At 67.0% G+C, this 24,994-nt stretch carries 27 protein-coding genes, 1 tRNA gene and 1 pseudogene; 10 read left to right on the top strand and 19 right to left on the bottom strand.

What is annotated here, in order from left to right; translation table 11 throughout:
• Positions 1 to 473 precede the first annotated feature (473 nt).
• On the top strand, positions 474 to 938 hold the full coding sequence (locus tag jaqu_RS09350) for a PepSY domain-containing protein (protein WP_043918712.1): 465 nt from the start codon (positions 474 to 476) through the stop codon (positions 936 to 938).
• A gap of 54 nt (positions 939 to 992) precedes the next feature.
• Here the strand turns inward: jaqu_RS09350 and jaqu_RS09345 are convergent, their stop codons facing one another.
• From jaqu_RS09345 to jaqu_RS09330, 4 genes are all read right to left on the bottom strand, one after another.
• Positions 993 to 1,250, bottom strand: coding sequence for a hypothetical protein (locus jaqu_RS09345; protein WP_043918711.1), 258 nt, complete (start codon positions 1,248 to 1,250; stop codon positions 993 to 995).
• 98 nt (positions 1,251 to 1,348) lie between these two features.
• A complete protein-coding gene (locus tag jaqu_RS09340; RefSeq protein WP_043918710.1) occupies positions 1,349 to 2,863 on the bottom strand; it encodes an NAD(P)(+) transhydrogenase (Re/Si-specific) subunit beta in 1,515 nt (504 codons plus the stop codon).
• A 2-nt stretch (positions 2,864 to 2,865) separates the two neighbouring features.
• Positions 2,866 to 3,057 (bottom strand): hypothetical protein, encoded by a 192-nt coding sequence (locus tag jaqu_RS09335; RefSeq protein WP_043918709.1) that lies wholly within the window; start codon positions 3,055 to 3,057, stop codon positions 2,866 to 2,868.
• Between the two features lie 11 nt (positions 3,058 to 3,068).
• Positions 3,069 to 4,643, bottom strand: a complete 1,575-nt coding sequence (locus jaqu_RS09330) for a Re/Si-specific NAD(P)(+) transhydrogenase subunit alpha (RefSeq protein ID WP_043918708.1) — start codon at positions 4,641 to 4,643, stop codon at positions 3,069 to 3,071.
• Between the two features lie 96 nt (positions 4,644 to 4,739).
• Here jaqu_RS09330 and jaqu_RS09325 point away from each other — a divergent pair, with 96 nt between their 5' ends.
• A complete protein-coding gene (locus jaqu_RS09325) occupies positions 4,740 to 5,492 on the top strand; it encodes an SDR family NAD(P)-dependent oxidoreductase (RefSeq protein WP_043918707.1) in 753 nt (250 codons plus the stop codon).
• An 82-nt stretch (positions 5,493 to 5,574) separates the two neighbouring features.
• Positions 5,575 to 6,846, top strand: coding sequence for a DUF3422 family protein (locus tag jaqu_RS09320; protein WP_043918706.1), 1,272 nt, complete (start codon positions 5,575 to 5,577; stop codon positions 6,844 to 6,846).
• Positions 6,847 to 6,850: 4 nt separating this feature from the next.
• Here jaqu_RS09320 and argB read toward each other — a convergent pair whose 3' ends face one another.
• The 8 genes from argB to jaqu_RS09280 all read right to left on the bottom strand — a co-directional run bounded on the left by argB (position 6,851) and on the right by jaqu_RS09280 (position 15,507).
• A complete protein-coding gene (argB, locus tag jaqu_RS09315) occupies positions 6,851 to 7,714 on the bottom strand; it encodes an acetylglutamate kinase (RefSeq protein WP_043918705.1) in 864 nt (287 codons plus the stop codon).
• A 32-nt stretch (positions 7,715 to 7,746) separates the two neighbouring features.
• Positions 7,747 to 8,397 (bottom strand): ribosome biogenesis GTP-binding protein YihA/YsxC, encoded by a 651-nt coding sequence (yihA, locus tag jaqu_RS09310; RefSeq protein WP_043918704.1) that lies wholly within the window; start codon positions 8,395 to 8,397, stop codon positions 7,747 to 7,749.
• The gene (locus jaqu_RS09305; RefSeq protein WP_043918703.1) at positions 8,394 to 9,119 is read right to left on the bottom strand and encodes an MOSC domain-containing protein; all 726 of its coding nucleotides are present in this window, start codon (positions 9,117 to 9,119) and stop codon (positions 8,394 to 8,396) included. Before jaqu_RS09305 ends, yihA begins: the two co-directional genes overlap by 4 nt.
• The gene (yidC, locus tag jaqu_RS09300; RefSeq protein WP_084629634.1) at positions 9,116 to 11,170 is read right to left on the bottom strand and encodes a membrane protein insertase YidC; all 2,055 of its coding nucleotides are present in this window, start codon (positions 11,168 to 11,170) and stop codon (positions 9,116 to 9,118) included. The genes jaqu_RS09305 and yidC overlap by 4 nt, the downstream gene beginning before the upstream one ends.
• Positions 11,171 to 11,553: 383 nt before the next feature.
• Positions 11,554 to 13,119, bottom strand: coding sequence for an EAL domain-containing protein (locus jaqu_RS09295; RefSeq protein WP_052500880.1), 1,566 nt, complete (start codon positions 13,117 to 13,119; stop codon positions 11,554 to 11,556).
• Between the two features lie 80 nt (positions 13,120 to 13,199).
• The gene (ttcA, locus tag jaqu_RS09290) at positions 13,200 to 14,048 is read right to left on the bottom strand and encodes a tRNA 2-thiocytidine(32) synthetase TtcA (protein WP_043918702.1); all 849 of its coding nucleotides are present in this window, start codon (positions 14,046 to 14,048) and stop codon (positions 13,200 to 13,202) included.
• A gap of 72 nt (positions 14,049 to 14,120) precedes the next feature.
• Entirely contained in the window at positions 14,121 to 14,405 is a 285-nt protein-coding gene (locus jaqu_RS09285; RefSeq protein WP_043918701.1) for a hypothetical protein, read from the bottom strand.
• Between the two features lie 307 nt (positions 14,406 to 14,712).
• Positions 14,713 to 15,507, bottom strand: a complete 795-nt coding sequence (locus jaqu_RS09280; protein ID WP_043918700.1) for an inositol monophosphatase family protein — start codon at positions 15,505 to 15,507, stop codon at positions 14,713 to 14,715.
• A gap of 154 nt (positions 15,508 to 15,661) precedes the next feature.
• On the opposite strand from jaqu_RS09280, the gene jaqu_RS21635 reads away from it, so the two are divergent.
• Together jaqu_RS21635 and jaqu_RS09275 are read left to right on the top strand one after the other, a co-directional pair.
• Positions 15,662 to 15,814, top strand: coding sequence for a hypothetical protein (locus jaqu_RS21635; RefSeq protein WP_161793853.1), 153 nt, complete (start codon positions 15,662 to 15,664; stop codon positions 15,812 to 15,814).
• A gap of 81 nt (positions 15,815 to 15,895) precedes the next feature.
• The gene (locus jaqu_RS09275) at positions 15,896 to 16,081 is read left to right on the top strand and encodes a hypothetical protein (RefSeq protein ID WP_161793852.1); all 186 of its coding nucleotides are present in this window, start codon (positions 15,896 to 15,898) and stop codon (positions 16,079 to 16,081) included.
• Here jaqu_RS09275 and jaqu_RS09270 read toward each other — a convergent pair.
• A complete protein-coding gene (locus jaqu_RS09270; RefSeq protein ID WP_043918714.1) occupies positions 16,078 to 16,998 on the bottom strand; it encodes a LysR family transcriptional regulator in 921 nt (306 codons plus the stop codon). The genes jaqu_RS09275 and jaqu_RS09270 overlap by 4 nt on opposite strands.
• Positions 16,999 to 17,092: 94 nt before the next feature.
• Between jaqu_RS09270 and metF the strand changes: the two genes are divergently transcribed.
• The 3 genes from metF to jaqu_RS09255 are packed head-to-tail and all read left to right on the top strand — an operon-like array spanning position 17,093 to position 18,857.
• Positions 17,093 to 17,956, top strand: coding sequence for a methylenetetrahydrofolate reductase [NAD(P)H] (gene metF, locus jaqu_RS09265; protein ID WP_043918698.1), 864 nt, complete (start codon positions 17,093 to 17,095; stop codon positions 17,954 to 17,956).
• A gap of 35 nt (positions 17,957 to 17,991) precedes the next feature.
• Positions 17,992 to 18,465 carry a PaaI family thioesterase gene (locus jaqu_RS09260; protein WP_043918697.1) on the top strand — a complete coding sequence of 158 codons (474 nt, stop codon included), beginning with the start codon at positions 17,992 to 17,994 and terminating at the stop codon, positions 18,463 to 18,465.
• Positions 18,444 to 18,857, top strand: a complete 414-nt coding sequence (locus jaqu_RS09255) for a PaaI family thioesterase (RefSeq protein ID WP_043918696.1) — start codon at positions 18,444 to 18,446, stop codon at positions 18,855 to 18,857. Before jaqu_RS09260 ends, jaqu_RS09255 begins: the two co-directional genes overlap by 22 nt.
• A 9-nt stretch (positions 18,858 to 18,866) precedes the next feature.
• On the opposite strand, the gene jaqu_RS09250 is transcribed toward jaqu_RS09255, so the two are convergent.
• On the bottom strand, positions 18,867 to 19,586 hold the full coding sequence (locus jaqu_RS09250; protein ID WP_043918695.1) for a DsbA family protein: 720 nt from the start codon (positions 19,584 to 19,586) through the stop codon (positions 18,867 to 18,869).
• Between the two features lie 137 nt (positions 19,587 to 19,723).
• Here jaqu_RS09250 and jaqu_RS09245 point away from each other — a divergent pair, with 137 nt between their 5' ends.
• Positions 19,724 to 21,700, top strand: coding sequence for a protein-disulfide reductase DsbD family protein (locus tag jaqu_RS09245; protein WP_043918694.1), 1,977 nt, complete (start codon positions 19,724 to 19,726; stop codon positions 21,698 to 21,700).
• On the opposite strand, the gene jaqu_RS09240 is transcribed toward jaqu_RS09245, so the two are convergent.
• Complete coding sequence (locus jaqu_RS09240; protein WP_236687828.1) at positions 21,693 to 22,247, bottom strand: gamma-glutamylcyclotransferase family protein; 555 nt, start codon at positions 22,245 to 22,247, stop codon at positions 21,693 to 21,695. The two genes, jaqu_RS09245 and jaqu_RS09240, sit on opposite strands and share 8 nt — an antisense overlap.
• Positions 22,248 to 22,341: 94 nt before the next feature.
• Here jaqu_RS09240 and jaqu_RS09235 point away from each other — a divergent pair.
• Positions 22,342 to 22,417, top strand: a tRNA-Ala gene (locus jaqu_RS09235).
• A 499-nt stretch (positions 22,418 to 22,916) separates the two neighbouring features.
• Here jaqu_RS09235 and jaqu_RS22055 read toward each other — a convergent pair.
• The 4 genes and pseudogenes from jaqu_RS22055 to jaqu_RS09215 form a co-directional block, all read right to left on the bottom strand.
• A pseudogene (locus jaqu_RS22055) lies at positions 22,917 to 23,954 on the bottom strand (recombinase family protein); the annotation flags it as partial.
• Between the two features lie 17 nt (positions 23,955 to 23,971).
• Positions 23,972 to 24,304: a hypothetical protein gene (locus tag jaqu_RS09225; RefSeq protein WP_043918692.1), complete on the bottom strand. Its 333-nt coding sequence runs from the start codon at positions 24,302 to 24,304 to the stop codon at positions 23,972 to 23,974.
• 80 nt (positions 24,305 to 24,384) lie between these two features.
• Positions 24,385 to 24,642, bottom strand: a complete 258-nt coding sequence (locus tag jaqu_RS09220) for a hypothetical protein (protein ID WP_043918691.1) — start codon at positions 24,640 to 24,642, stop codon at positions 24,385 to 24,387.
• Positions 24,642 to 24,971, bottom strand: coding sequence for a hypothetical protein (locus tag jaqu_RS09215; protein WP_141134335.1), 330 nt, complete (start codon positions 24,969 to 24,971; stop codon positions 24,642 to 24,644). The genes jaqu_RS09220 and jaqu_RS09215 overlap by 1 nt, the downstream gene beginning before the upstream one ends.
• Between the last annotated feature and the right edge of the window lie 23 nt (positions 24,972 to 24,994).

Raw genomic sequence — 24,994 nt, 5'->3', positions numbered from 1 at the left:
TCGGGGCATCGAGCCCCGTCCGATCCGGGCCTCCGGCGGGAGTATTTGGGCCGAGAAGAAACGGGGTTCGGGACGGGTCGGATGAGGTCGCTTTGATCACCGCACGATCGCTGGCGGAGAAGGGGAAAGTTTGGGCGGAACCGGTTCGCGGGCAGGGAGGTTCATCCGCTAACGGACGCCGAGCCGTCCCCGAACATTCCGGATCGAGCCGGAAACGGGGACGGTGTTCGGGTCTCCGGTCGTTCCCTGGTGGTTGTGCGGTGCGGGGGGCGACCGTTTGAGCGGCGCCCCGGTCCGAGCAGGCCGGGGCGTCTGTTCGTCGGTGAAACGGAAAGAGGCGCAAACGCAACGCCTACCCGCTTCGTTCCACGGAATATTTCCGGTAAGTTGCGAAACCGGCACGGCCCACGCGCCGTTCTCTCCTCAAGCCCGCCAGAGCGCCTTTCCGGCGGCGCAGAAAAAGGAAAGATCCCATGAACCGTTTCATCATCGCAACCGCAGCTACCACCCTCGCCGCGCCCGCTTTCGCCTATACGGGCGTGTCGCCGACCCTGCTCTCGGCCGCTGAAGATATCGTTCAGGAAACCGGTCTGGACATCGATCTGACCACCCTGACCGACGAGCAGGTCATCGAGATCTACGCCGCCGGGCAATCCGACGAGACGATCGAGAAGGTCCGTGCGGCCGTCGATGGCGAATACGCCACCCGCGAGGTGACCGAGCGCCGTCTCGTGCTGGTCGAGGCCGACGAGATGGGTCTGATGCCCGCTGGCGAGAACTCGGTCGTCAATTCGGTGCAGAACTTTCTGGACCGCCAGGGGTTCGACGTCGATGCGAGCACCCTGAACGACGCGCAGGTCGCCGAACTGTATATCGCCGCATTCGGGAGCGATAGCGAAGCCGACCGCGACGAAATCGAGACCATCATCGAGATGTGAGTATCGTCGAACGGATGAGAGAGGGCCGCCCCGACCGGGCGGCCCTTTTTGCGTTCAGCGCACGGCGCGGCGCAGGAACCGGCGTTCGGCGCGTGTGAAGCGGCCGTCGCCGCGCGTGATCCGGCGGTCGAGGCGATCCTCACGACGGTCCACACGATCCTCGATCCGGTCCAGAGGACCCCGGTCGACGCGCCGGTCGATCCGGGATTCGATCCGATCGAGGCGATCCTCGATCCGGTCCGGGCTGCGGGGTCCGGCGCCCGCCGGCAGGGCGAGGGGCAGGATCAGGGCGGCGATCAGAACGGGTTTCATGGCGGTCTCCTGTCTTTGTGTCGGAAACCGTTACACGCAGGGGCCCGCCATTTCCGTCGCTGGCCGGATCGCGATCGGCACGATCCGGCCGGCCCCGATCAGAGTTTGGCGTTCAGCGCGTCCACGCTGGCCTTAGCGTCCCCGTAGAACATCCGCGTGTTGTCCTTGAAGAAGAGCGGGTTCTCGATGCCGGAATAGCCGGTGCCCTGGCCGCGCTTCGAGACGAAGACCTGCTTGGCCTTCCACACTTCAAGAACCGGCATTCCGGCGATGGGCGAGTTGGGATCGTCCTGCGCGGCGGGGTTCACGATGTCGTTCGAGCCGATCACGATGACGACGTCGGTATCGGGGAAGTCGTCGTTGATCTCGTCCATCTCGAGCACGATGTCGTAGGGCACCTTGGCCTCGGCCAGAAGCACGTTCATGTGGCCGGGCAGGCGGCCCGCGACGGGGTGGATGGCGAAGCGCACCTCCTTGCCCTTGGCGCGTAGCTTGCGGGTCAGTTCGGCCACCGCGGACTGCGCCTGGGCCACCGCCATGCCGTAGCCCGGCACGATGACGATGCTGTCGGCCTCGTCCAGCGCGGCGGTCACACCGTCCGCGTCGATGGCGACCTGTTCGCCCTCGACGGCCATCTGCTCGCCCGCGCTGCCGCCCCAGCCGCCTAGGATGACCGAGACGAAAGAGCGGTTCATGGCCTTGCACATGATGTAGCTGAGGATCGCGCCCGAAGAGCCGACCAGCGCGCCGACCACGATCAGGAGGTCGTTGCCGAGAGAGAAGCCGATCGCCGCCGCGGCCCAGCCGGAATAGGAGTTCAGCATCGAGACTACGACCGGCATGTCCGCGCCGCCGATGCCCATGATCAGGTGGTAGCCGATGAAGAGCGCGGCCAGCGTCAGGACGATCAGCGGCAATGCGCTGCCCGAGCCGAGATACCAGAACAGGCAGATCACCGAGAGAATGGCAGCGCCGGCGTTCAGCGCGTGCCCGCCCGGAAGCTGCTTGGCGGCGGTGTCGATCTTGACGGGCAGGAGGCTCGCATTGCCCGAGAGCTTGCCGTAGGCGATGACAGAGCCGGTGAAGGTGATCGCGCCGATCCAGACGCCGAGCGCGAGTTCGATCTGGAGAATGGTGATCTCGACCGGGATCTTCTTGGCGACCACGGCGCCGAAGCCGCGGAACTGCTCCACCACGGCCGCGGAAGCGAGCGCGATCTCCGGCGTCTCGTCATAGGCGCGGGGGAAGGGCAGGCCAGCCTCGGCGAAGGCGGCGGCGACGCGGCCGATCTCCACATGGGCGTTCAGGCCAACGAAGACGGCGGCGAGACCCACGAGGGAGTGCATGGCCGCGACCAGCTCCGGCATCTGGGTCATCTGCACCCGCGTGGCGAGCTGGTAGCCGATGGCGCCGCCCAATCCGATCAGGATCAGCGAGAGGGGCCAGAGCCCCGCGCCGGGTCCGACCAGCGTGGCCAGCACGGCGATGGCCATGCCAACGATGCCGTACCAGATGGCGCGCTTGGCGCTCTCCTGGGACGACAGGCCGCCCAGCGACAGGATGAAGAGGACGCCCGCGACCACGTAGGCCGCATTGGTGAATCCGAGTTCCATAATCAGCGCCCCCTGATCCGTGCGATCATCGAGAAGAGGAAGAGGTCGGCAACCCCGACGACCGCTCCGAGCCCGAGGAGGGCTGCGTGGAACGCCAGGGGTTGCGGCCAGCCGACAAGGGCCAGACCAATGACATAGACGAGCGCCGCCCCGATGGCGGCCGCGGCGGCGGCGTTGCGTGACGTGAAGGTCATTCCGGCCCCCCCTACGACTTCTGGAACATGGCGAGCATGCGCCGCGTCACGAGGAAGCCGCCGAAGATGTTGACCCCGGCCATGAAGACCGCCGCCGCCGCAAGGATCGTGACCAGCGCGGAGCCCGAGCCGATCTGGAGCAGCGCGCCCAGGATGATGATCGACGAGATCGCGTTCGTCACCGCCATGAGCGGCGTGTGCAGCGAGTGCGCCACGCCCCAGATCACCTGGAAGCCGACGAAGCAGGCCAAGGTGAAGACGATGAAATGCTGCATGAAGCTGGCCGGCGTGAAGAGGCCCGCCAGCAGCAGCAGCACGCCGCCCACACCCAGAAGCCCGACCTGGAACTTCGTTTCCGCTTGGAAGGCGGCGACTTCCTGCGCGCGCTTTTCCTCGGGCGTCAGCTCCTTGGGCTTTTCCTTCTTCTGGACGGCGATCGCCTGCACCTTTGGCGGTGGGGGCGGCCAGGTCACCTCGCCCTCATGGGCGATGGTTGCGCCGCGGATCACGTCGTCCTCCATGTTGTGCACGACCTTGCCGTCCTTCTCGGGCGTGAGGTCGGCCATCATGTGACGGATGTTGTTGCCGTAAAGCGTCGAGGACTGGGTCGACATGCGGCTGGGGAAGTCGGTGTAGCCGATGATCGTGACGTTGTTGGGCGTCGTGATCAGGGCGTCCTTCTCGGTCAGCTCGCAATTGCCGCCGCGTTCGGCGGCGAGATCCACGATGACCGAGCCGGGCTTCATCGCCTCGACCATGTCCTTGGTCCACAGGATCGGCGCGGCGCGGTTCGGGATCAGCGCCGTGGTGATGACGATGTCCATATCGGGCGCCAGTTCGCGGAACTTCTCGAGCTGCTTGGCCTGGAATTCCGGCGAGGAGGGGGGCGCGTAGCCGCCGGTCTCGGCGCCGTCGGGCAGTTCGTCGTCCTCGAATTCGAGATAGACGAATTCCGCGCCCATGGACTCGATCTGCTCGGCCACTTCCGGACGGACGTCGAAGGCATAGGTGATCGCGCCCAGCGAGGTCGATGTGCCGATGGCCGCCAGCCCCGCGACGCCGGCGCCCACGACCAAGACCTTCGCGGGCGGAACCTTGCCCGCGGCGGTGACCTGACCGGTCAGGAAGCGGCCGAAATTGTTCGCCCCCTCGATCACGGCACGGTAGCCAGCGATGTTCGCCATCGACGACAGGGCGTCCATCTTCTGCGCGCGGCTGATGCGCGGCACCATGTCCATGGCGATGACGGTGGCCCCGCGATCCTTGGCGAGCTCCATCAGTTTCTCGTTCGAGCCGGGGTAGAAGAAGGAGATCAGGGTCTGGCCCTTCGAGAGGCGCTTGACCTCGGCCTCGGTCGGGGGGCGGACCTTGGCGACGATGTCGGCGACCTTCCACAGCGCGGCGGCGGTCTTGACGATCTCGACGCCCGCTTCCTGATACGCCTCGTCGGTAAAGCCCGCATCGAGGCCCGCACCCGACTCGATGGCGACCTCGTAGCCCAGCTTTTGCAGGTGTCCCGCGCTTTCCGGGGTGATGGCCACGCGGGCCTCGCCCTTATGAACCTCTTTCGGCGCGCCGATCTTCATGGCTTTCTCCCCCGCATGGACATGAGCGTGCCGTCTAGCTTTGACGGTCGTGAACGACAAGGCAAGCGACAGAATATTGCGCGGAGGATCGTGACGTTGGGTCAGAAGTTGGAGGGGCGCCATGCGCTGGTCACCGGCGGGGGCACGGGCATCGGGCTGGCCATCGCAGAGGCGCTGCGCGATGCGGGCGCGGTCGTCACCATCACCGGGCGGCGCAAAGACGTGCTGCGCGCCGTCGACGGCGTGACGCCGGTGGCGATGGACGTGGCGGTCGAGGCATCCGTCACGGAAGGCGTCGCGGCGGCGCGGGCGGCGAACGGGCCGGTGCATATCTGCGTGGCAAATGCCGGGATCGCCGAGGGGCGGTCGCTGAAGGACACCGATGCCGATTTCTGGCGCAAGGTCATGGCGATCAACCTCGACGGATGCTTCCACACCTTCCGCGCCTGCATCCCGGACATGCTGGCCGAAGGCTGGGGCCGGGCCATCGCCGTCAGCTCGATCGCCGGATTGAAGGGGTTGCGGGGGGCCGCCGCCTACACGGCCTCGAAGCACGGGATGATGGGGCTGGTGCGCGGGCTGGCTGCGGATTTCGTGGCCAAGCCCCTGACGGTCAACGCGCTGTGCCCCGGCTATGTGGACACGGCGATCGTGGACGAGAACCTGACCCGCATCATGGAGAGGACGGGCAAGTCCGAGGCCGAGGCGATGGAGATCATGCAGGGCGCCAATCCCCATGGCCGCCTGATCGCCGCGTCCGAGGTGGCGGAGGCGGCTCTGTGGCTATGCTCGAACGCGTCGGGCAGCGTGAACGGGCAGGCGATCCGGATCGCGGGGGGCGAGTTCTGATGCGTGACCTCAAAGACGCCATGCCGCCGCATACCGCGATGCGACTCGCCGTGCGGGTCCCCCGGCGCTAGCTGGCACCGCCATGAAGGATCATTCCCGCCGTTACGAACTGGCCAACGAGCTTCATGCTCGGCCCTTTCCCGCATTGGTGGCGCCGTGTCGGGCCGCCTTCCTCGCGATCAAGCGCGAGGAGGACGCCGCCGGACGCGACCGCAGCGTGGACCGTGCCCATCTGGACGCGCTTCTGGACCGGTTCGGCGCCAGCCGCCCGGCGCCGGATGCGACCCATTTCTTCGGTCAGCTGGGCAAGCACCGCCTGAAATGGGAAAGCCATACCGAGTTCGTCACCTACACCCTGTTCTCAGATGGCGTGGCCGAGCGGCCCTTCGACGGCGCGATGTTCGACGTCTTTCCGAAGGATTGGCTGGAGGAGGCGCCCGGCGTGCGGCTGACCTCGGCCCTGATCCGGGTCGAGGCCGAGACCCATGGAGACGAGATCGAGCCCAAGCTGCGCGACTGGTTCGTGCCCGAAAGTCTGGCCTGTGCCACGGTCCTGGACGACAGCGCGGTGATCGCCTCGGATTTCCGGATCGACACGTCCGGGCATGTGCGCTTCGCCGTCTTCGCCGCCGACGAGACCGGCGAGCGGCGGGTGGGCCGGATCGTGCAGCGCCTGTGCGAGATCGAGACCTACAAGACGATGGCCATGCTGGCGCTGCCGCGCGCGCGGGCATTGTCGGCCGATGTGGGGCGGATGGATCAGGATCTGTCCGATCTGGTCGGAAAGCTGCGCGCGGGGCAGGCGGCGACGGACGAGACGCTGGAAGGGCTTCTGGGTATCGGATCCGAACTGGAGACGATGCTGGCGCGGTCCGCCTTCCGGTTCGGTGCGCAGGAGGCTTATGAGGCGCTGGTGAACCAGCGCATTTCGGTCCTGCGCGAGCAGCGGTTCGGCGGACGCCAGACCTTTGCCGAGTTCATGATGCGCCGCTTCGATCCGGCCATGCGGACCTGCCGCAGCGTGCAGCGCCGGATGGAGGCGCTGGCCGAACGGGCCAAGCGGGCGGGCGACCTGCTGTCCACGCGCGTGAACGTGGACCGGGCCAACCAGAACGCGGAACTGCTCAAGTCGATGGATGCGCGGGCGGCGGCTCAGTTGCGGCTGCAGAAGACCGTCGAGGGCCTGTCGGTGGTGGCCATCAGCTATTACGCGCTGGGGCTCGTCTCGGCGATGCTGTACCCGCTGGGCACGCGGATAGGCGTGTCCAAGGAAATGGTATCGGCCCTGGTCGTCGTGCCGGTGGTGCTGGCGGTGTGGTGGATGGTCCAGCGGGTGCGCAAGCGGCTGGAATAGGGGCCTAACCCAGCCGGATCAGCGATCCGGCGCCGTGGCTCGTGAACAGCTCCAGCAGCACGGCATTGGGCACCCGGCCATCCAGGATGACGACGGCGCGCGTCCCATCCTCCAGCGCGTCGAGCGCAGTCTGGGTCTTGGGGATCATGCCGCCCGCGATGGTCCCATCGACCGTCATCTGGCGGACCTGCGGGGCCGTCAGCTCGGTCACTACCTCGCCATCCGCGCCCTTGACCCCGGCGACGTCGGTCAAAAGCAGCAGGCGGTCGGCCTTCATCGCTCCGGCCACGGCGCCCGCCGCCGTGTCGCCGTTGACGTTGAAGGTCTCTCCCTTCTCGCCGGTGCCGATGGGGGCGATGACGGGGATCATCTCGGCGCGGCCCAGATCCTGAAGGAAGTCCGCATTCATCCGCACGGGACGGCCCACAAAGCCCAGTTCGGGGTCGTCGGGTTCGCAGACCATCAGGTCGGCATCCTTGCCAGACAGACCCACGGCGCGCCCGCCCGCAGCGTTCAGAGCCTGCACGATCCGCTTGTTGACCTGACCGGACAGGACCATCTCGACAACGCTGACGGTTTCGGCATCGGTGACGCGCTTGCCGTTCACGAAGCGGCTTTCGACGCCCAGGCGGGCGAGCATCCCGTTGATCATCGGGCCCCCGCCATGCACGATGACCGGGTTGATCCCCACCGTCTGCATCAGCACCACGTCGCGTGCGAAGCTGGCCATCCCTTCATCCGAGCCCATGGCGTGACCGCCCAGCTTGATGACGACGGTCGCGTCGTCGTAGCGGCGCAGGTAGGGCAGCGCCTCGTTCAGCGTGCGGGCGATAGCGGCGTTGTCTCTGGTCATGTCCTGCGTCCTCATGGGGCGCTTGGTGACATGGCGCGCGCGCGGGCTCAACCGATGGCGGCGATCGCGGCGCGCAGGGTGGGCAGGCCCCAACCCTTGTCGGACGAGGTGACGATCAGCTCCGGATAGGCCGCCGGATGCTTGGCCAGAACTTCTCGGGTACGCGACAGTGCTGTCTCGCGGTCGCGCGCCTTCACCTTGTCGGCCTTGGTCAGCACGCATTGGAACGGGACGGCGGCGCGGTCGAGCAAGTCCATGATCTCCGCGTCGACGGCCTTGGCGCCGTGGCGCGCGTCGATCAGGACGAAAGCCCGGCGCAGGCTGGCCCGCCCTGCAAGATAGGCGCGCAGCAGGTCCTGCCATTTGCGCACGACCGCGACCGGCGCCTCGGCGAAGCCGTAGCCCGGCAGGTCCACGAGGTAGTGGCTCTCGCCAAGGGTAAAGAAGTTGATCTCCTGGGTCCGGCCCGGCGTGTTCGACGCGCGCGCCAGCGCCTTGCGCCCCGTCAGCGCGTTGATGAGCGTGGATTTCCCGACATTGGACCGCCCGGCAAAGCAGACTTCGGGCCGGTCGGCCGGGGGCAGGCCGTCCATCGCCACGACGCCCTTCAGGAAGTCCGTCTCTCCGGCAAAGAGCTTGCGGCCCGCCTCCTCGGCCAAAGGTTCGGGGGAGGGCGCTTCGGGGAAGGACAGGGTCACAGGCGGACCTCGGCGCCTTCGGTCAGGGTCCCGCCCTCGATGATCTCGGCGTAGAGACCGAATTCCTGGTGGCCGAATGCGTTCAATGCGCCCAACGTGTCGGCGTCGCGGTGCCCGGTCTCGGGGTTGGCCATCGTCGCCTTGCAGCGGGTGATCGGCGCGCGTCCTTCAAGCACGACGTCGCCGATGCGGAACCGCTTGCCCACGAGGTCGAATTCCTCCCACAGATCCAGTCCGTCGAGCCAGAGGTTGCCCCGCCAGCGATGGATCGAAAGCGGCTGAGCCAGCTTCTGCTCGACCGCGCGGTGGGAGGCGGTCGAATGCACGCTGACCCACGGGTCGGGCACGTCGGTGAACCCCGTCTCGCAGCGCGCGACGCCGTTGGGACGGGGCTGATCCTCGGGCCAGAGCGGGTCGAGCCAGGCGATCAGGTGTTCGGCGTCCCGATCCGGATCGACGGTGATCTCACCCGCCTCGGGGTGGCGGAGCGTGACGCTCGCTTCCTGGCTCTCGGCGGTGATTGCCATGAGTTGCGGACCCGAGACGCCGCGCAGGAAGTTCGCCTTCTTCGCCCAGCCCGGGCCATGATCGCGGGTACGGTCATGCGTGACCGCCCAAAGCCGGTCGCCGGGCAGGGCGGCGCCCTCGGTCGTGCGCGTCTCGGTCAGCCTTTCGCGTCCGATCGCCTTGACGGGGTGGCGCCAGATCGAGGCCAGCCTCACTTCCGCTTCTTCCGTCGCTTGCGCGGGGGACGGGGTTTGTTGACCGGCTTGGGCGCTGCATCCACGGCCGTTGCGGGGGCGGGCACCTCGTCCGGCTCGGTAGGTGTTTCCAGCTTCTCGTCGAGGTCCTTCGCCTCGTCGGCCACGCCGTCCCCGGCCTTCCTAGGGGCCGCCGGTTCGTTGGCGGGCTTGCGCTTGAAGCTGGATTTGATGTTGCCGAACAGGTCCGGCTTGGAGCCGTGGGACCGCATGATCGCGTATTGCTGCATGAAAGTGATCGTGTTGTTCGCGATCCAGTAGACGATCAGGCCGCTGGCGAAACCACCCAGCATGAACATGAAGACCCAGGGCAGCCAGGCGAAGATCATCGCCTGCGTCGGGTCGGTGGGGGCCGGGTTCAGCTTTTGCTGGAGCCACATGGAGACGCCCAGCAACAGTGGCAGGATCCCGATGAAGATCAGCGCGAGGAACGATCCCGGATCGGGCGCGCCCCAGGGCAGCAGGCCGTAGAAGTTGAAGATCGAGGTCGGATCCGGCGCGCTGAGATCCTGAAAGGGCCCGAAGAACGGCGCGTGGCGCAATTCCAGCGTGACGAAGATCACCTTGTAGAGGCTGAAGAAGATCGGGATCTGCAGCAGGATCGGAAGGCAGCCCGCGGCCGGGTTCACCTTATTGGTCTTGTAGAGCTCCATCATGCCCTGCTGGAGCTTCTGGCGGTCGTCGCCTGCCCGCTCCTTCAGCTTCTCCATTTCGGGCTGGAGTTCCTTCATCCGCGCCATCGAGACGTAGGACTTGTAGGCCAGCGGCAGCAGCAGCGCCTTGATGACCAGCGTCAGGACGACGATCGCGATGCCCATGTTGCCGATCAGGATGTAGAAGCCGTGCAGCATCATGAAGATCGGCTTGGTCAGGAAGTAGAACCAGCCCCAGTCGATCGAGTCGATGAAGCCGTCGACCGCGTTTTCCCCGGTCTCGGCCAAGCCGAACGTGTAGGCGAGGTGGTCGAAGAACCCGTCGAGTTCGCGCCCGGCCTCGTAGTCGCGGATCGTCTCCCAGTCCTTGGCGCCGGCGAAGAGCCGCTGTTCGGAGGTGGCGGTGGCGCCAGGGGCGACTTCGAGCGCGGGGAGACGGGTTTCCGTCTGGTAGATGTCGGCGGCGGCGACGTATTTGACCACCTGACGGAAGGGGGTGCCCGGATCGGGGATCAGGGTCGTCATCCAGTACTTGTCGGTGAAGCCGGTCCAGCCGTCCTGCGCGACCTCGGTGATCGCGACGGGGCCGCCCTCTGCCGCAACCGGGTCGAGTTCGACCATATCCTCGTACTCGATCTCGGACAATTCGCCGTCGGTGCGGGCGACAAGCCCTTCGTGCAGAATGAAGAAATTGATCGTCTCGGGCTCGCCATGGCGCGCGATCAGGCCGTAAGGGGCCATGCGCACGGCGGCGTCCGTCGCGTTCTCGACGCTCTGCGAGACGGTGAACATGTAGTCTTCGTCCACCGCGATGGTGCGGCGGAAGGTGAGGCCCGACCCGTTGTCCCATTCGAGCGTGATCGGGCTGTCGGGCGTGAGCGTTTCGCCCTCGGCCAAGGTCCATTCCGTCGAGGGGCCCGGCACGGCGTCGGAGGCCAGATCGCCCCCGGGTACCCAGCCGTGGAGCGCGTAATAGGCGTCCGGCCCGCCCGCTGGAGACAGGAGCGTGACGATGGGCGAATCCTCGTCCAGCGTCTCGCGATAGCGCTTGAGCATGAGGTCGTCGATGCGGCCCCCGGTCAGGGAGATCGAGCCTGTCATCCGCGGCGTGTCGACCGGGACGCGGATCGCGGCGGCCATGGCGTCGGCACGCGTATCCACCGGCACGGCGCCAGTCGCCGTCTGCGGTGCGCCGGTCGCGGAGGGCGGCGCGGCGGTCCCGTCGACGATGCCGTCGGCGGTATCGACCGGGGCCACGTCGGGGCTGCGCTGCTCGGGCGGGAAGAGAACCATCCAGACGAGGATCACGAGTGCGGACAGCACCGTGGCAAAGATCAGGTTCTTGTTCTGGTCGTCCATCTGGGCGCCTGCACTCTGTCCGGGATCGGGCGCCGTTCAACAGGCGGGGGGCAGGAAGGTCAAGGGCAGGCGCGGCAGGGACAGGGCCGTCCGGGCAAGCTTTCACGGGACGGGCGCGCGGATGGGACGCGGCACGCCGCCCCGGGTCGAAGCCGGCGAACCGGTCTGGCTGGCCGATGCAGCCGCGTGGGAGGCGGCGATGTCGGGCGCGCCGGCGGGGCGAGCACCGTCCGGTGGCGGCATGAACGGACTGTCGGACCGAAGGGCGATTGCGATACAGGTGACCTCCGGAGATCTGGGGCGGTCGTCGGAGATCCCTTCAGGATGGCAGGGATGCCAGCGTTCCGGCGTGCGGATGGCGGTGCCTCGGCGTGCGGAGCCTGTCAGGCGTGTCCCTTGACGGGGACGTGACGCAGATCGGTGGATGCGCCGTGCTTGCGTGCCCAGGACAGCGTGTCCTCCAGCGGCATCGGCTTGGCGATTGCGTAGCCTTGCAGGTGGTCGCATCCCAGATCGGTCAGGATGCGGATCTGCTCCGGCAACTCCACGCCCTCGGCCACGGTCTCGATCCCCATCTCGCTGGCGAGGCGGAGGATCCCGGCGACGATGCGGCGCGGCTCTTCTCCGTCGGCAAGCGGGTCGATGAAGCTTCGGTCGATCTTGATGCGGTGGACCCCGAAGCCGGAGATGTTCCCGATCGCCGCCGAGCCGGTGCCGAAATCGTCGAGGTCGAGACGGAAGCCGCTGTCGCGCAGCGCGTCGATATTGCGGCGGATCGTCGCGTCGGCCCCTTCCAAGGCGACGGTTTCCAGGATCTCGATCGTGATCCGCGCCGGAGATATCCCGTGACGGTCGATCTCCCATATGATGCGGTCCGCAAGGCGTGGATCGCGCAGCTCTTCGGGCGAGAAGTTCACCCCGACGGTGGGGACGTCGATCCCGGCCTCGTCCCAGCGATTGATCGCATCCGCCGCGCAGCGAAGGATCGCGATGCCGAGATCGGCGTTATGGCCCGACGCCTCGACGGCGGACAGGAAGGCATTCGGGGCGAGGATGCCCAGATCGGGGTGGTACCAGCGCGCCAGCGCCTCGAACCCCGTGACAGCGCCGTTCCTCGCATCGATCTGCGGCTGGAACCACGGGCGGATCTCGTCGGCGCTGAGGGCGCTTGCGACCTGCCGCGTGAGACGGTTGCCGGTTTCGACCTGTTGGCGCAACTCGGGCGTGAAGGCGCGGACGGCGCCCGGTTCCTGCCGGTCCGCCGCGCGCAGGGCGCGATCCGCGGCATCCATCAGCGCAGAGGACGTGCGCGACGGTGCCATCGCCTCCGTGCAGAGGCCGACGCGGCTGATCGGACGGATCGTGAGCCCGTCGACGGAAACCGGTTCCTCGACCGCGGCCTGAAGCCGGTCGGCCATGGACAGCATGACGTCGAGATCCAGCCGTTGCGCCGGTTCCAGCACGACGGCGATGCGGTCCTCGTTGATGCGGAACACCCCGTCGCCTGCCCGCATGGCCGATGCGGCGCGCCGGGCGAGGGCGTCCATCACGCGGCCTTCGGCCTGATCGCCCCAGTCGCCGCTGGACATGGAGACGCCGCAGATCCGCATCAGCAGCACCCCGGTCTGCTTTCCCTGATCGGCGGCCCGTTCCAGCGCATCCTCGACCACGATGCGGGCCTGGTCCGACCGCAGAATGCTGGTCGCCGCCGGGACGTTCCGCGATCGTGCGCCGTTGCGGACCCGCGCCGCTACCAGCAGCGCCGGGAGCGTCAGCGCCAGCGCCATCGCAAGGCCGTGCAACTTCACGAGCCAGGCCGCGGCCGCGAGAAAGGGAAGGGTGAGGATCCAGTCCGATCCGAGTACCGTGTCGAAGGCCCTGCCGATCCTCTGCGAGAGGGGGCGACCGACCTTGATCCGGCTGGATCCTGGTAGAGGGGCGTCCGACATGAATTTCTCCGATTGGCGTCGGGAAATTCTATGGGGAACGGAAGGTGCACACCGATTTAACGGCGCCACTCGCATTCGATCTATCGGCTTGAAGGCGGGTTTGCAGAAATCGAAAGGCCCGCGAAATCGAACAGGGCCGGATCCAGCATGTGGGACGGCCGCACCTGACCCAGCGCAGAGAAGAGCTTGGCCCGGCGCCCCGGGGCCCGCATCTCCCATTCGTCCAGCATCCTCTTGATCTGCTGGCGTTGCAGCCCGTCCTGGCTGCCGCAGAGGTCGCAGGGAATGATCGGATATCCCATATCGCGCGCGAAGCGCTCGCAATCCGCCTCTGCCACGTGGGCGAGCGGCCGCAGGACAGTCAGATCCCCCTCGTCGTTCAGCAGCTTGGGCGGCATCGTCGCGACCTTGCCGCCGTGAAAGAGGTTCAGGAAGAACGTCGCGAGGATGTCGTCGCGATGATGGCCCAGGACAACGGCCTGACACCCTTCCTCGCGGGCGATGCGGTAGAGGTTGCCGCGCCGGAGCCTGGAGCAGAGCGCGCAATAGGTACGCCCCGCCGGGACCTTGTCCATCACGATGGAATAGGTGTCCTGATACTCGATCCGGTGCGGCACGCCCATCCGCTCCAGGAAGTCCGGCAGCACGGTCGCCGGGAAGCCCGGCTGCCCCTGATCCAGGTTGCAGGCGAGCAGATCCACCGGCAGCAGGCCGCGCCACTTGAGCTCATGCAGGACGGCCAGCAGCGTGTAGCTGTCCTTTCCACCCGAAAGGCACACGAGCCAGCGCTGGCCGGGCACGACCATGCCGTAACGCTCGATCGCCTCGCGCGTGTCGCGGATCAGGCGCTTGCGGAGCTTCTTGAACTCCGCCGTCTTGGGCGCGCCGTGGAACAGCGGATGGATATCGTCCGTCGTCTGATCGAGCATGTCGGGCCTGCAGGGTCGGGTCCTCGACGTCATAGCCCCCGGCGGCGCCGGGGGCCAGACACGGAGCGCTCCTCAGTCGAGGCGGGGCAGCACGCCGATCATCAGCGGATCGCGGAAGACCGGGTTCAGATGACCCGCCCGTTGCGGGGGCAGGGGCGCCATCGGCACGTCGAGCCCGATGTCGCGCCGCAGGTGGTCCGGCAGGTCGACGACACGGATTGCGTCCGGCGGTCTGGCACGCGGACGCAGCAGGGCGGCCAGCGCCGCCAACAGGACGCGCGCGGGGCCGTGCCGCTCGATCACGTCGCGGATGGCGTCGGCGTCACGGGCCGGTGCATGAAGGTACACGAGGGTCATGGGCATTCACCGGACGAATCCGGGCCTCTGGTTCTGGTCTTGGGATGCGACGGGACGGATTGCGCCCGCAGTGGCGCGATCAGGATCCTGTCAGGGGAGCCGCGTTGCGGCGGGGCCGATCAGGCGTGTCGGGACATGCACGCTGGGCCAGGCCAACCGGCATCGGATAGGAGATACAGCATCGTCATATGCGCCCTCCTTCTCGGTTGCGGGTTCGGCGTGCGCTGCGCCTAGCACATGACCAGGCGTCAGCCAAAAGAAAAATTCGCGCCCGGCGCTCTGCCGCCCTACCGGATCGGTCTGTACGTCAGTCGCGTGTGCGGATCACCTCGGCGAACGGCTCGAAGATCGCGCCCGAGGCGGCGAGGATGTGCCCGTCCTCCATCAGCGATTGCCCCTCGCGGATCGGCTCCACGATACCGCCGGCCTCGCGCACGATCAGCATCCCGGCGGCGATGTCCCAGGCGCTGAGGTCCCGCTCCCAGAAGCCGTCGAACCGCCCCGCCGCCACATAGGCGAGGTCGAGCGCCGCCGACCCCCAGCGCCGCACGCCGGAACAGGCGGGCATCAGGCGGCCCAAATCCCTGAGCATGGCGGGCAGGTATTTCGAGCTCGCGAAGGGAACGCCCGTCCCGAAGACGCAATCCGTCAGCGCGGTCCGCCCCGAGACGCGCAGGCGCACCCGGCCGTCGATCCAGGCGCCCGCGCCCTTTTCGGCGACGAATGTTTCGTCCTTGACCGGGTCGTGGATGACGGCGGAGACGATTTCTCCCTTGTGCTCCAGCGCGATGGAGACCGCCCAATGAGGCATCCCGTGCAGGAAGTTGGTCGTGCCGTCCAGGGGATCGACGATCCAGCGGCGGGTCGGGTCGGCGCCGGGCGCCTCGCCCGATTCCTCGCCGAGCCAGCCGTAATTCGGGCGCGCGCCCATCAAGTCCTCGCGCACGATCTCCTCGGCCTTGTGATCGGCGCGCGAGACGAAGTCCCCGGGGCCCTTGCGGCTGACCTGCAGGTTCTCGACCTCCTGAAAGTCCTTCAGGAGCGACCGCCCCGCCTTGCGCGCGGCCTTGGTCATGACGTTGAGGTTGGCGCTGCCTTGCATCGGGGCCTCCGGGCGGATCAGGCGCGGCGTCTACCGCGCCCGAAGCCGGGGGGCCAGCCCCCGCGCGTCGGCCGCCTATATCCGCCCGCCGGCCATAGTTGCGTCACGGTGTGATGCGATATGCGCGCGGACACGACGCGACGGAGATCGGCGCATGGGAATGGCATTGTGGGCGAACGTTCTGAACGCAAAAGGCGCGCTGCACGGGCAGCAGGAGGACCTCATCGCCCTCCTGAAGCACGAGAAGGCGATCGACAAGAACGGGCGCGCGCTGCGTCAGCCCCCGCTGGCGACAATGAGGGATTAGACCGACGCGAAAGCCCAGTTCGACGACAGCCTGCCGGAAGACGTCGACACGACCAACCTGATGGTGGAAAGCGGAACGTGGGTGGACCTCGACGAGGCGGCGGACCGGTTGGCTGCGCTGAGAGAGCACCTCCGCGATGCCGCTCCGAGAATCGGCATGATCCGCGACGCGCGCCCCGATGTGATCGAGGAACTCGACATGGTCATGGCCTTCGTCGAGCCGCATCGCCGCACGGGCGCGCGATTCAACCTTGCACTGCTGAGCTAAACCGTCGTCTCGGCGCCCCGCTGCAGCTTGAGCGGCTCGGACCGCATCAGGCGCAGGACATGGGACATGTAGGGGCGGGCGGCGTCGGGTTCGCGGATGGCGGCATAGAGGCGCCGGGTCACGCCATGCTCGGTCAGCGGGCGGGTCACGTAATCCGAATTGTAGCGCACCTCGCGGACCACCCAGTCGGGCAGGACCGAGACGCCGCGATTGGACGCCACGAGCAGCAGGATCACCGCCGTCAGCTCGACCTGCCGGACGCTGGCGGGCTCCACCCCGGCAGGCATCAGAAGCTGGCTGAAGACGTCGAGGCGCGGGCGGTCCACCGGGTAGGTGATCAGCGTCTGGTCGCGGAAATCCTCGGCCGTCACATAGGGCTTGCGCGCAAGCGGATGGGCCGCCGAGGCAAGAAAGACCGGCTCGTAGTCGAAGAGCGGCGCGAATTCGATGCCCGGCAGGTCCTCCGGATCGGACGACACCACGAGGTCCACCTCTTCCCGCGACAGGGCGGGCAATGCCTGAAACTGCAATCCGGGGCGGATGTCGACATCGACGTCGGGCCAGGCACGCCGGAACTGCTCCAGCACCGGGAACAGCCACTCGAAGCACGCGTGACATTCGATGGCGATATGCAGCCGGCCCGTCTTTCCCGACTTGAGCGCGTCGAAATCCTGCTCGACCGCCTCGACCTGGGGCAGCACCTGCTCGGCCAGACGCAGCAGGCGCTGACCGGCGGGCGATAGCTTCATCGGCTTGGACCGGCGCACGAACAGCTCCACCCCGACCTGCGCCTCGAGGTTCTTCACCTGATGGCTGAGCGCCGATTGCGTGATGTGCAGCCGCTCCGCCGCGCGCGCGAGTCCGCCGCATTCATGGATCGCCTTGATGGTCCGAAGGTGACGGAACTCCAGATGCAGTTTCATGCCCGGCTCATGACCATGTTGAGGATTATGAACCTGTCTCACGAAACCGGGGCGTGGCACAACCGTTGGCATTGCAAGGAGTCCGCCCATGTCCGCGCCTGCCGTCAGCTTCGAGTTCTTCCCGCCCAAGTCGCTTCAGGGCTCGTTCCGCCTTTGGGATACCGTGCGCGCGCTGGCGCCGCTGTCGCCAGAATGGGTCAGCGTGACCTACGGCGCCGGGGGGACGACCCGCCAATTGACCCGCGAGGCGGTCGCCGCCATCGGGGGGGAGTTCGATCTGCGCGTGGCGGGCCACCTGACCTGCGTCGATGCCAGCCGCGAGGAGACCCTCGAGGTGGCCGAAGGCTTTCGCGAAGCGGGCGTCGAGGACATCGTGGCGCTGCGGGGCGATCCGCCCAAGGGCGCGGACCGGTTCACGCCGCATCCCGACGGCTTCGCCGATTCCGTCGAACTGGTGGGCGCGCTGGCCGAGCGGGGCTTCCGCGTGCGCGTCGGCGCCTACCCCGATCGCCACCCCGAGGCGGCGGATGCCGATGCGGATGTCGCCTGGCTGAAGCGCAAGATCGACGCCGGCGCGGCAGAGGCGGTGACGCAATTCTTCTTCGACCCCGAGACGTTCCTGCGGTTCCGCGACCGCTGCGCCGCCGCCGGGATCGAGGCGCCCATCGTGCCGGGCATCCTGCCGGTCGAGAACTGGTCGCGCACACGCGGCTTTGCCGAGCGCTGCGGCGCCGTGATTCCGGACGAGCTGGCCGCGGCCTTCGACGTGGCCGAACGGGACGGCCGGGCGGACCTCTTCGCCATCGCTCAATGCGCCGAGCTGTGCGACCGCCTGGTCGAGGAGGGATGCGGTCACCTGCATTTCTACACCCTGAACCGCCCGGACCTGACGCGCGACGTCTGTGCCGCTTTGGGCCGCGTGGCCGCTCCCAGCCTGGAGGCCGTCGCCTGACTTGTGCCGGGCGTGCGCCCGGCTAGGGTGCGCGAATGTTCGCGACTTCCCCATCAGAGCTTTGGTCGGTCGAGCGGATGCTATCCGTCTCGGGGCTCGAATTCATGCGGGCGATCCTCGACGGGTCCGGGCCGCATCCACCCATCGCCAGGACGCTGAATTACCGGCTCGACATGGTCGAGGAGGGCCGGGTCGTCTTTCGGGGCACGCCGCTCTTCGAGCATACGAACCCGCTGGGGACGGTGCATGGCGGCTGGTACGGGACGCTGCTCGACTCGGCCATGGCCTGCGCGGTGATGACCCGGGTTCCCGAGGGCAGCTACTACACCACGCTGGAATACAAGGTGAACGTGACCCGCAACCTGCCCGTGGGAACGGAGATCCTGTGCGAGGGCAAGGTCTCCCATGCGGGGCGGTCCACCGGTGTCGCGACCGGCGAATTGCGGGGCGCCGCGGACGGAAAGCTCTATGCGACGGGATCGACGACATGCCTGATCATGACGGGCTGAGGGCCCGGGTCGAGGCCGAATTCGCGCGTCAGGGCATGATGCGGACCCTGGGCGCGGTGGTTGAGGAGGTGGCGCCCGGTCGGGTGCGCCTCGGCGCCGACGTCACCGAGGCCACGTCGCAACACCATGGCGCGGGCCATGCCGGACTGACTTTCTCGCTCGCCGACACGGCGGCGGGCTTCGCCGCTTGGACCGGAATGGCCGACGGAGAGGAGGTCGTGACGTCCGAGTTCCGCATCTCTCTGATGGCGCCTGCGACCGGGCGCCTCGTAGCCGAAGGGCGCGTCCTGCGGCCCGGCCGCCGTCTCGTCGCCGTCGCTGCCGATGTCTGGGCCGGCGACGTCCATGTCGCGACGGCCCTCGGCACGATGGTTCCGGTGCGGGGCCGCTAGACGGGGCCGTCAGCCGCCCTCCCGCGCCGCCTCGACCATGTCGATCAACTGGTCCGTCTCGACGAGGCCGGGGGCCATCTGGTCGCCCACGACGAAGGACGGCGTGCCCGAAAAGCCCAGCGAGCGGGCCAGTTCCATCGACGTGTCGATATGGGCCTGCACGGCCGGCGCCTCCATGTCGGTGCGCAACCGGTCGGTATCGAGCCCCACCTCCTCGGCGATCTGCATCACCTGCGCCTCTCCGAGACGCGCCTCCGCGGCCATCATCGCCTCGTGGAACTCCTCGTAGAGGCCCTGTTCGCGCGAGGCGAGGGCCGCGCGGGCGGCGAAGACGCTGGCCTCGCCCAGGATCGGCCATTCGCGATAGACGACCCGGACGTTGCCGTCCGCTTCCAGCAGGCCCGCCACCTCGGGCCCGGCCCGGCGGCAATAGGGGCAATTGTAGTCGAAGAATTCGACCACGGTGACGTCGCCGTCCGGATTGCCGAGCACGGGCGCATTCGGATCGGCGGTCAGCAGGTCGCCGCTCGATTCCAGAGCCGCCTGCGCCTGGGCGGCGGCTTCGGCGGCCTCGCGCTCCTGCAGGATGCCGATGGCCTCCATCACGACTTCGGGGTTTTCGAGGATCGCCTCCAGCGCAAGGCGTTTGACCTCCTCGGCGGTCAGCTCCTGCGCGGCGGCGGGCAGGGCGGCGGTGGCGAGCAACGCGGCGATCAGCGTCTGGCGCATCGGGTCTCTCCGGCTGAAGTCTGTCGCGCGCAGGATGGCAGCCGACGCCGGGAAGGGGAAGGCCGTGCGATCACGCTTGCGTCAGGACGCCGCGACCCTCTCGCCCCCGTGTGCGTTAGGGCTTACTCACGTGCCGGATGAGACTGCTTGCGACCCTCCTGACGCTCATGCTGGCCCTGCCGGCTTTGGCCGCCACGACCGATCCGGTCGAGGGTCAGGCCGTCACCGCGCGTCTGATCACCGCCGAGGACGGCGTCAGCGGCGCGACGCTCTCCGCGGGGCTGGCGCTTGAGATGGAGCCGGGCTGGAAGACCTATTGGCGCACGCCCGGCCAGGTGGGCCTGCCGCCGGAACTGGACTGGTCCGGCAGCCAAAACATCGCCGACATCGCCCTCTCCTATCCCGCGCCCGAGCGGTTCGTGGCCTTCGATATCGAGAATTACGGGTACGGCGAAGAGGTGGTCTTCCCCCTCGCCATCACGCTGGAAAACCCCGACGCTCCCGCCCGGCTGGCGGTCGAGGCGACGCTTCTGGTCTGCGCGGAGATCTGCATCCCCGAGACGGTCTCCCTGTCATTGGACCTGCCCGTCGGCGGAACAGTGGACCGCGCCTCGGCCGATCTGCTGGCGCGCTGGATCGAGCGCGTGCCGGGCGAGACCGGATTTACCCCGGACGCGGTGCATCTGGATGACACGGCACTGACGCTTCGCGCGACGGCGGAGGCGCCGCTGAGCGATCCGCAGGTCTTCCCCGAACACGGCGAATTCGGCGCTTTCGGCCCCCCCGATATCCGTGTCGATGGCCGCACGCTCTGGGCGCGGCTGCCGGTGACCGGGCCGGGCGAGGGGCCCCTCGACGTGACGCTGGTCGACGGAGAGCGGGCCATGACGTTCCGCGCCGATCTGGCTACCACGGCACCCGCGCCGCCCGCGTCGGGGCAGGGGATCTGGACCATCCTCGCCTTCGCCCTGCTGGGCGGGTTCATCCTGAACGCGATGCCCTGCGTGCTGCCGGTCCTGTCGCTCAAGCTCGCCTCGGCGCTGCAGGCACGGGACCGGGCGCTGGCCGAGGTGAGGCTGGGCTTCCTCGCCGCCGCATCGGGAGTGATCGCCTTTTTCGCGACGCTCGCGCTGGTGCTGATCGGGCTGCGCGCGGCAGGGGTCGCGGTGGGCTGGGGCGTGCAGTTCCAGCAACCCGCCTTCCTGGCGGTGATGGTCGTTCTGATGATCCTCTTCGCGGCCAGCCTCTGGGGCCTGTGGGAGGCACCGCTGCCCTCGGGCGTGGCCAGTGCGATGGGGCGCGCCGGGGGCACCGGCCTCAGGGGCGATTTCGCGACCGGTGCATTCGCCGCGGTGATGGCGACGCCCTGTTCGGCGCCCTTCATCGGCACGGCGGTGGCCTACGCGCTGACCAGCGGCGCGGGCACGACGCTTGCCGTGTTCCTGGCCATGGGAGCCGGTCTGGCCTTGCCCTATCTCGCGGTCGCGGCGCGGCCCGGTCTCGTGCGGCGCCTGCCCCGGCCGGGGCCGTGGATGGCGAGTGTCAAGGCGGTGCTGGGCGGCCTGCTGGCGCTTGCGGCGCTCTGGCTGCTGAGCGTGCTCTGGGCATCGGCCGGGCCTTGGCCCGCGGTGGCGGTCGCCGCGGTGGCGGTCGCCGTGCTGGCGGCCCTGTCCCTGCGCCGCCGTCGGGCGATGGTCGCGGGCGGCGGTCTGGCGGCCGCGATCCTCGCGGCGATCCTCGTCCCCGGCGGATCGGCCCCCGACCCAGTGGCGGGCGGCGACTGGGTCCGGTTCGACCCGGCGCGCATCGAAGCCGAGGTCGCGGGCGGCGAGGTCGTCTTCGTCGACGTGACCGCCGATTGGTGCCTTACCTGCAAGGCGAACAAGCGCCTCGTGCTCGACAGCGCGCCCGTCACGGAGGCCCTGCAACGGACCGTCGCCATGCGCGGCGACTGGACACGTCCGGACCCCCAGATCGCATCCTACCTCGAGTCCCACGGCCGCTACGGCATCCCCTTCAATGCGGTCTACGGCCCCGGCGCGCCCGAGGGCGTCGCGCTGCCCGAGATCCTGACCGAAGCCGCCGTTCTGGAGGCGCTGGCCGCCGTCAGGTGACGCGGGCCAGCCAGCGATCCACCAGCGCGGTCTCTTCGGGCTCCAGCGGCGTGGCGCGGGCATAGAGCGGCGCGCTCCGATCGTCGTGGATCGGGGCGTCCCAGCCGTCCGTCGTCTCGAAGAAGCGGCCCACCCCCGCCTCGCCGAACTCCGTCAGGTAGCCCTGCACGACGACGTCCACGTAGCTCAGCAGGATCGGATGGGTCTCGCTGGGGGCGCCATGCATGCCGTCGGGGATGTGGTAGATCGCCTCGCCGCCGGGCAGGGGCGCGCGGATATAGGCCGCCTCCCGCTCGTCCAGGGCGGACCAGTCGCCGCCGGGCACCCCGGCCGAGAGCCCCTCGATCTCCCCGTCGCCGCGCACGGCCGTCAGGAACGCGACGGGGCGCAGTGCGGTGTGCCGCCAGACCCGCCGCCAGCCCCTGGCGACGAGCGGACGCGCCTCGGGATAGGCGTGGGTGCGGCGGTTCACGAGGCTGCCATAGCCGAAGAAACGGGGCGTCCCCGGCGCCGGGTCGGTCTGGTCTGCTGGCATCTCGGCGTCCATGCCCCGCTGCTAGAAGACCCCGCGCGCGCGGACAAGGCCGCGCCGGGTGCGCCGCTTGACACCGTGCAGAGGGCGGCGCATATGCCGCCGCGTTGGGGCCATAGCTCAGTTGGTAGAGCGCGTCGTTCGCAATGACGAGGTCAGGGGTTCGACTCCCCTTGGCTCCACCATCTTACCTTTAGACGTTGAAATCTCCGCTAACACCTTGAAAGGTAAGGCAATTTCAGCGGTTCGATAACCCGAATCTCGTGAGTAACGTAGAGGCTCTGAAAAGGCCAGTCTGAGCACTGTCCTCTTGAGGGCCAAGGTGCCATTTTCGTAGAGATTCCAAGGGCTTGACAAAAAATCGAGCGCCGGTTCGATAAACTCCTCTAGCCTGCCCTTCGGCGGCACGATTCTGTCAACTTTTTCAGCCAAAAGCAGCTTCTCGCGCTCCAGTTTCGCGATCTTGCTCTCATAGGCCTTTATGACACTCGCGTTCTCAGCATCGACAATGCGCTCCAAGAGCAACTCGATCTGCTTCTCGACATCACGAAGCTGCCGCGCGACTTCATCCTTGTCGCGCTGCGCTTCGGATAGACGCATATTCCAGGCATCGATGAACATCGCCTTCGCCAGGGCGAAGAGCTGCTTCGTCGGCTGGATGCTCTTAAGTATCTCCGCGAAGCCGTCTTCAACGGCATCGCGAGCGATAGACTTGCGATTGCTCTCACAGCCGCGCGTGTCGCAGAGATAGTACGGATAGTGCTTCGAACGCCCCTTCGACCAACACGATGTCATAGGCTCGCCGCAGTCGTCACACAGCACGAAACCGCGCAGCGGAAAGTCATCGCTGATGTCCTTGCGTGCTGGCGCTTTTGCCTTGCCGCTCAGACGCTCCTGAATCTTCTCGTAGCTCGCCAAGCTGATAAGCGGCTCATGGTGGCCTTTGAGGGGCGCAATGCTCCACTTGGGCGCTTCGACGTACCCCGCATAGGTGATGTGCGACAGAAGCCGCTGGACACGCTGCCAGCGGATTTCACCTTCGGGCGTGTCCTTTGGAAAATCTGGCTTGGCCTCAAGGAAGCGTTTCACTTCGGCCTGCGATTGCAGATGCCCGCAAGCAAACCCTTCAAGAGCTTCGGCCAAGATCGATGCTATCGGCTCGTCACGGACAAGGATTTTACCGTGAACCCGATCCGATGCGTATTTGTACCCGACTGGCGGAGTGAAGACCCAATAGCCTTTCTCGACTCGCGCCTGCATCTTCTGGATGACCTGGCGACGGTTTTGCTCCCGCTCAAGCTCTCCTTGAGCGGCAAAGATCGTCTCGACGAATTTCCCCTCGGGTGAGTCATCAAGTTTGAAATTGAGACATTCAATTCGTGCGCCGCGCTTTTGAAATTCGCGACGCAGCTTGATGTGAAACTCGGTATCGCGCGCGAAGCGCTTAAGATCGTCGAAAATGACGACATAGTCTTTTGAAGGTTGCGCATCGAGAAAGCTCAATAGCGCAACCATCCCTGGGCGCTTCATGAAGTCGCCGCCGCCCGACGCATCGTCGGGAAAAACGGCATCGACCTCGTAGCCCTGCGCCAACGCATACTGGCGGCAGCGGTGCTCCTGACTTTCCAGACCGCTGCCCTCCAGCTTCTGCTTCGTGCTCGACACACGGCAGTAGATCACCGCGCGCAGCGCTTCGGCATTCTTGATGTACTCGTCCTTCATCTTACCTCCAGAATCCCTTACGGACTGAATCCGTTGGGTTTTTCTTTGTTTTTGTCAGGCTCGACCGAGCATACCGCATCGAAGGCTTCAGTGGCAGTCTTGCTGCCGCCTTCGGCCTCTTTTCCACAGACTTCTTGCTGCGACTGCACGCCGAAGCCCAGCTCGACAAAGGTGACGATGATGCCCCACATCCTTTGAAGGAATTCGTCCTTCTCTGCTGGCGTCATGTCCCAGCCGTCGAGGAAGGCCTGATACTTCTCGACATCGACCAAGATGATTGGCTTCGAGGCCGTATCGAACCTCGCGCTCAGGCCGCTAAGGCCTGTCGTATTTTCATTTTCATCAAACATTGTTCGCCTCTACCGAAGAGAGCGTTATTACTACTCTTCTATTTTACCATATTCCGCTAAAACCCCACAAATTCTGCGGCTTAGAAGGGGATGTCGTCGTCCATTTCCCCTCTGGGATCACCCAAAGAGTGAGGCCTGTTTTCGTCGTATTCATCGAGCTCTTTGCGGAAGCGTACTTCGCTCGCCTCCAGCTGTTCGATGGCCCCGCTCAGAAGGATCGCTGCAAAGGCCTCCACGTCATCTTCGAAACTTGCCATCGCGGCGAGCTTGTTCAGACGTGGGCCGAAGTTCGGCCCGAGATCGACTGTGTAGAAGTATTCAGGGATGTTCTTATCCATCAGAGTTTCCTCATAAGCTCGCTGACTAACTCGCGCGTGTCGGCACTCAGCCGTTCCCAATCGATGGGAAGGAACTTCACGAGCGCGCAGCTCTCGCCGTATGGCGGGTGATCGATACGCCGCCCCTGGAAGCCGTAATAGGCGCAGTAGGAGACGGACGTGCAGGGCTGCCCGCCGCGTGTCGGATGATTGCAGCGATAGTCCCAGCCAAGGTGCGGCGTGCCGATATACATCACGCCGCCGACCACACCCGCCGCCAGCACGAGGCGCGGGCGTACCAGCATCCAGCGCGCCGCCTTGAAGGGCGCGAGCAGAACGCGCCGAACCAAGCCGCCATTCTTCCTTGGCGGCT

The organism is Jannaschia aquimarina, from assembly GCF_000877395.1.
In the GTDB taxonomy this organism is placed as follows: domain Bacteria; phylum Pseudomonadota; class Alphaproteobacteria; order Rhodobacterales; family Rhodobacteraceae; genus Jannaschia; species Jannaschia aquimarina.
The sequence above is the reverse complement of the archived record's forward strand: the minus strand, read 5'-3'. Positions and strand labels throughout refer to the sequence as shown.

Excerpts from the sequence above, each read along its gene's own strand:
- yidC (WP_084629634.1), bottom strand. The coding sequence starts at position 11,170 with ATGGACGACCAGAACAAGAACCTGATCTTTGCCACGGTGCTGTCCGCA.
- ttcA (WP_043918702.1), bottom strand. The coding sequence starts at position 14,048 with ATGCTCGATCAGACGACGGACGATATCCATCCGCTGTTCCACGGCGCG.
- jaqu_RS09340 (WP_043918710.1), bottom strand. The coding sequence starts at position 2,863 with ATGGAACTCGGATTCACCAATGCGGCCTACGTGGTCGCGGGCGTCCTC.
- argB (WP_043918705.1), bottom strand. The coding sequence starts at position 7,714 with ATGAGGACGCAGGACATGACCAGAGACAACGCCGCTATCGCCCGCACG.
- jaqu_RS09350 (WP_043918712.1), top strand. The coding sequence starts at position 474 with ATGAACCGTTTCATCATCGCAACCGCAGCTACCACCCTCGCCGCGCCC.
- jaqu_RS09330 (WP_043918708.1), bottom strand. The coding sequence starts at position 4,643 with ATGAAGATCGGCGCGCCGAAAGAGGTTCATAAGGGCGAGGCCCGCGTG.
- jaqu_RS09335 (WP_043918709.1), bottom strand. The coding sequence starts at position 3,057 with ATGACCTTCACGTCACGCAACGCCGCCGCCGCGGCCGCCATCGGGGCG.
- jaqu_RS09255 (WP_043918696.1), top strand. The coding sequence starts at position 18,444 with ATGCCTGATCATGACGGGCTGAGGGCCCGGGTCGAGGCCGAATTCGCG.
- jaqu_RS09245 (WP_043918694.1), top strand. The coding sequence starts at position 19,724 with ATGAGACTGCTTGCGACCCTCCTGACGCTCATGCTGGCCCTGCCGGCT.
- jaqu_RS09250 (WP_043918695.1), bottom strand. The coding sequence starts at position 19,586 with ATGCGCCAGACGCTGATCGCCGCGTTGCTCGCCACCGCCGCCCTGCCC.
- jaqu_RS09220 (WP_043918691.1), bottom strand. The coding sequence starts at position 24,642 with ATGGATAAGAACATCCCTGAATACTTCTACACAGTCGATCTCGGGCCG.
- metF (WP_043918698.1), top strand. The coding sequence starts at position 17,093 with ATGTCCGCGCCTGCCGTCAGCTTCGAGTTCTTCCCGCCCAAGTCGCTT.
- jaqu_RS09285 (WP_043918701.1), bottom strand. The coding sequence starts at position 14,405 with ATGACCCTCGTGTACCTTCATGCACCGGCCCGTGACGCCGACGCCATC.
- jaqu_RS09240 (WP_236687828.1), bottom strand. The coding sequence starts at position 22,247 with ATGGACGCCGAGATGCCAGCAGACCAGACCGACCCGGCGCCGGGGACG.
- jaqu_RS09225 (WP_043918692.1), bottom strand. The coding sequence starts at position 24,304 with ATGTTTGATGAAAATGAAAATACGACAGGCCTTAGCGGCCTGAGCGCG.
- jaqu_RS09320 (WP_043918706.1), top strand. The coding sequence starts at position 5,575 with ATGAAGGATCATTCCCGCCGTTACGAACTGGCCAACGAGCTTCATGCT.
- jaqu_RS09295 (WP_052500880.1), bottom strand. The coding sequence starts at position 13,119 with ATGTCGGACGCCCCTCTACCAGGATCCAGCCGGATCAAGGTCGGTCGC.
- jaqu_RS09345 (WP_043918711.1), bottom strand. The coding sequence starts at position 1,250 with ATGAAACCCGTTCTGATCGCCGCCCTGATCCTGCCCCTCGCCCTGCCG.
- jaqu_RS21635 (WP_161793853.1), top strand. The coding sequence starts at position 15,662 with ATGGGAATGGCATTGTGGGCGAACGTTCTGAACGCAAAAGGCGCGCTG.
- jaqu_RS09260 (WP_043918697.1), top strand. The coding sequence starts at position 17,992 with ATGTTCGCGACTTCCCCATCAGAGCTTTGGTCGGTCGAGCGGATGCTA.
- jaqu_RS09280 (WP_043918700.1), bottom strand. The coding sequence starts at position 15,507 with ATGCAAGGCAGCGCCAACCTCAACGTCATGACCAAGGCCGCGCGCAAG.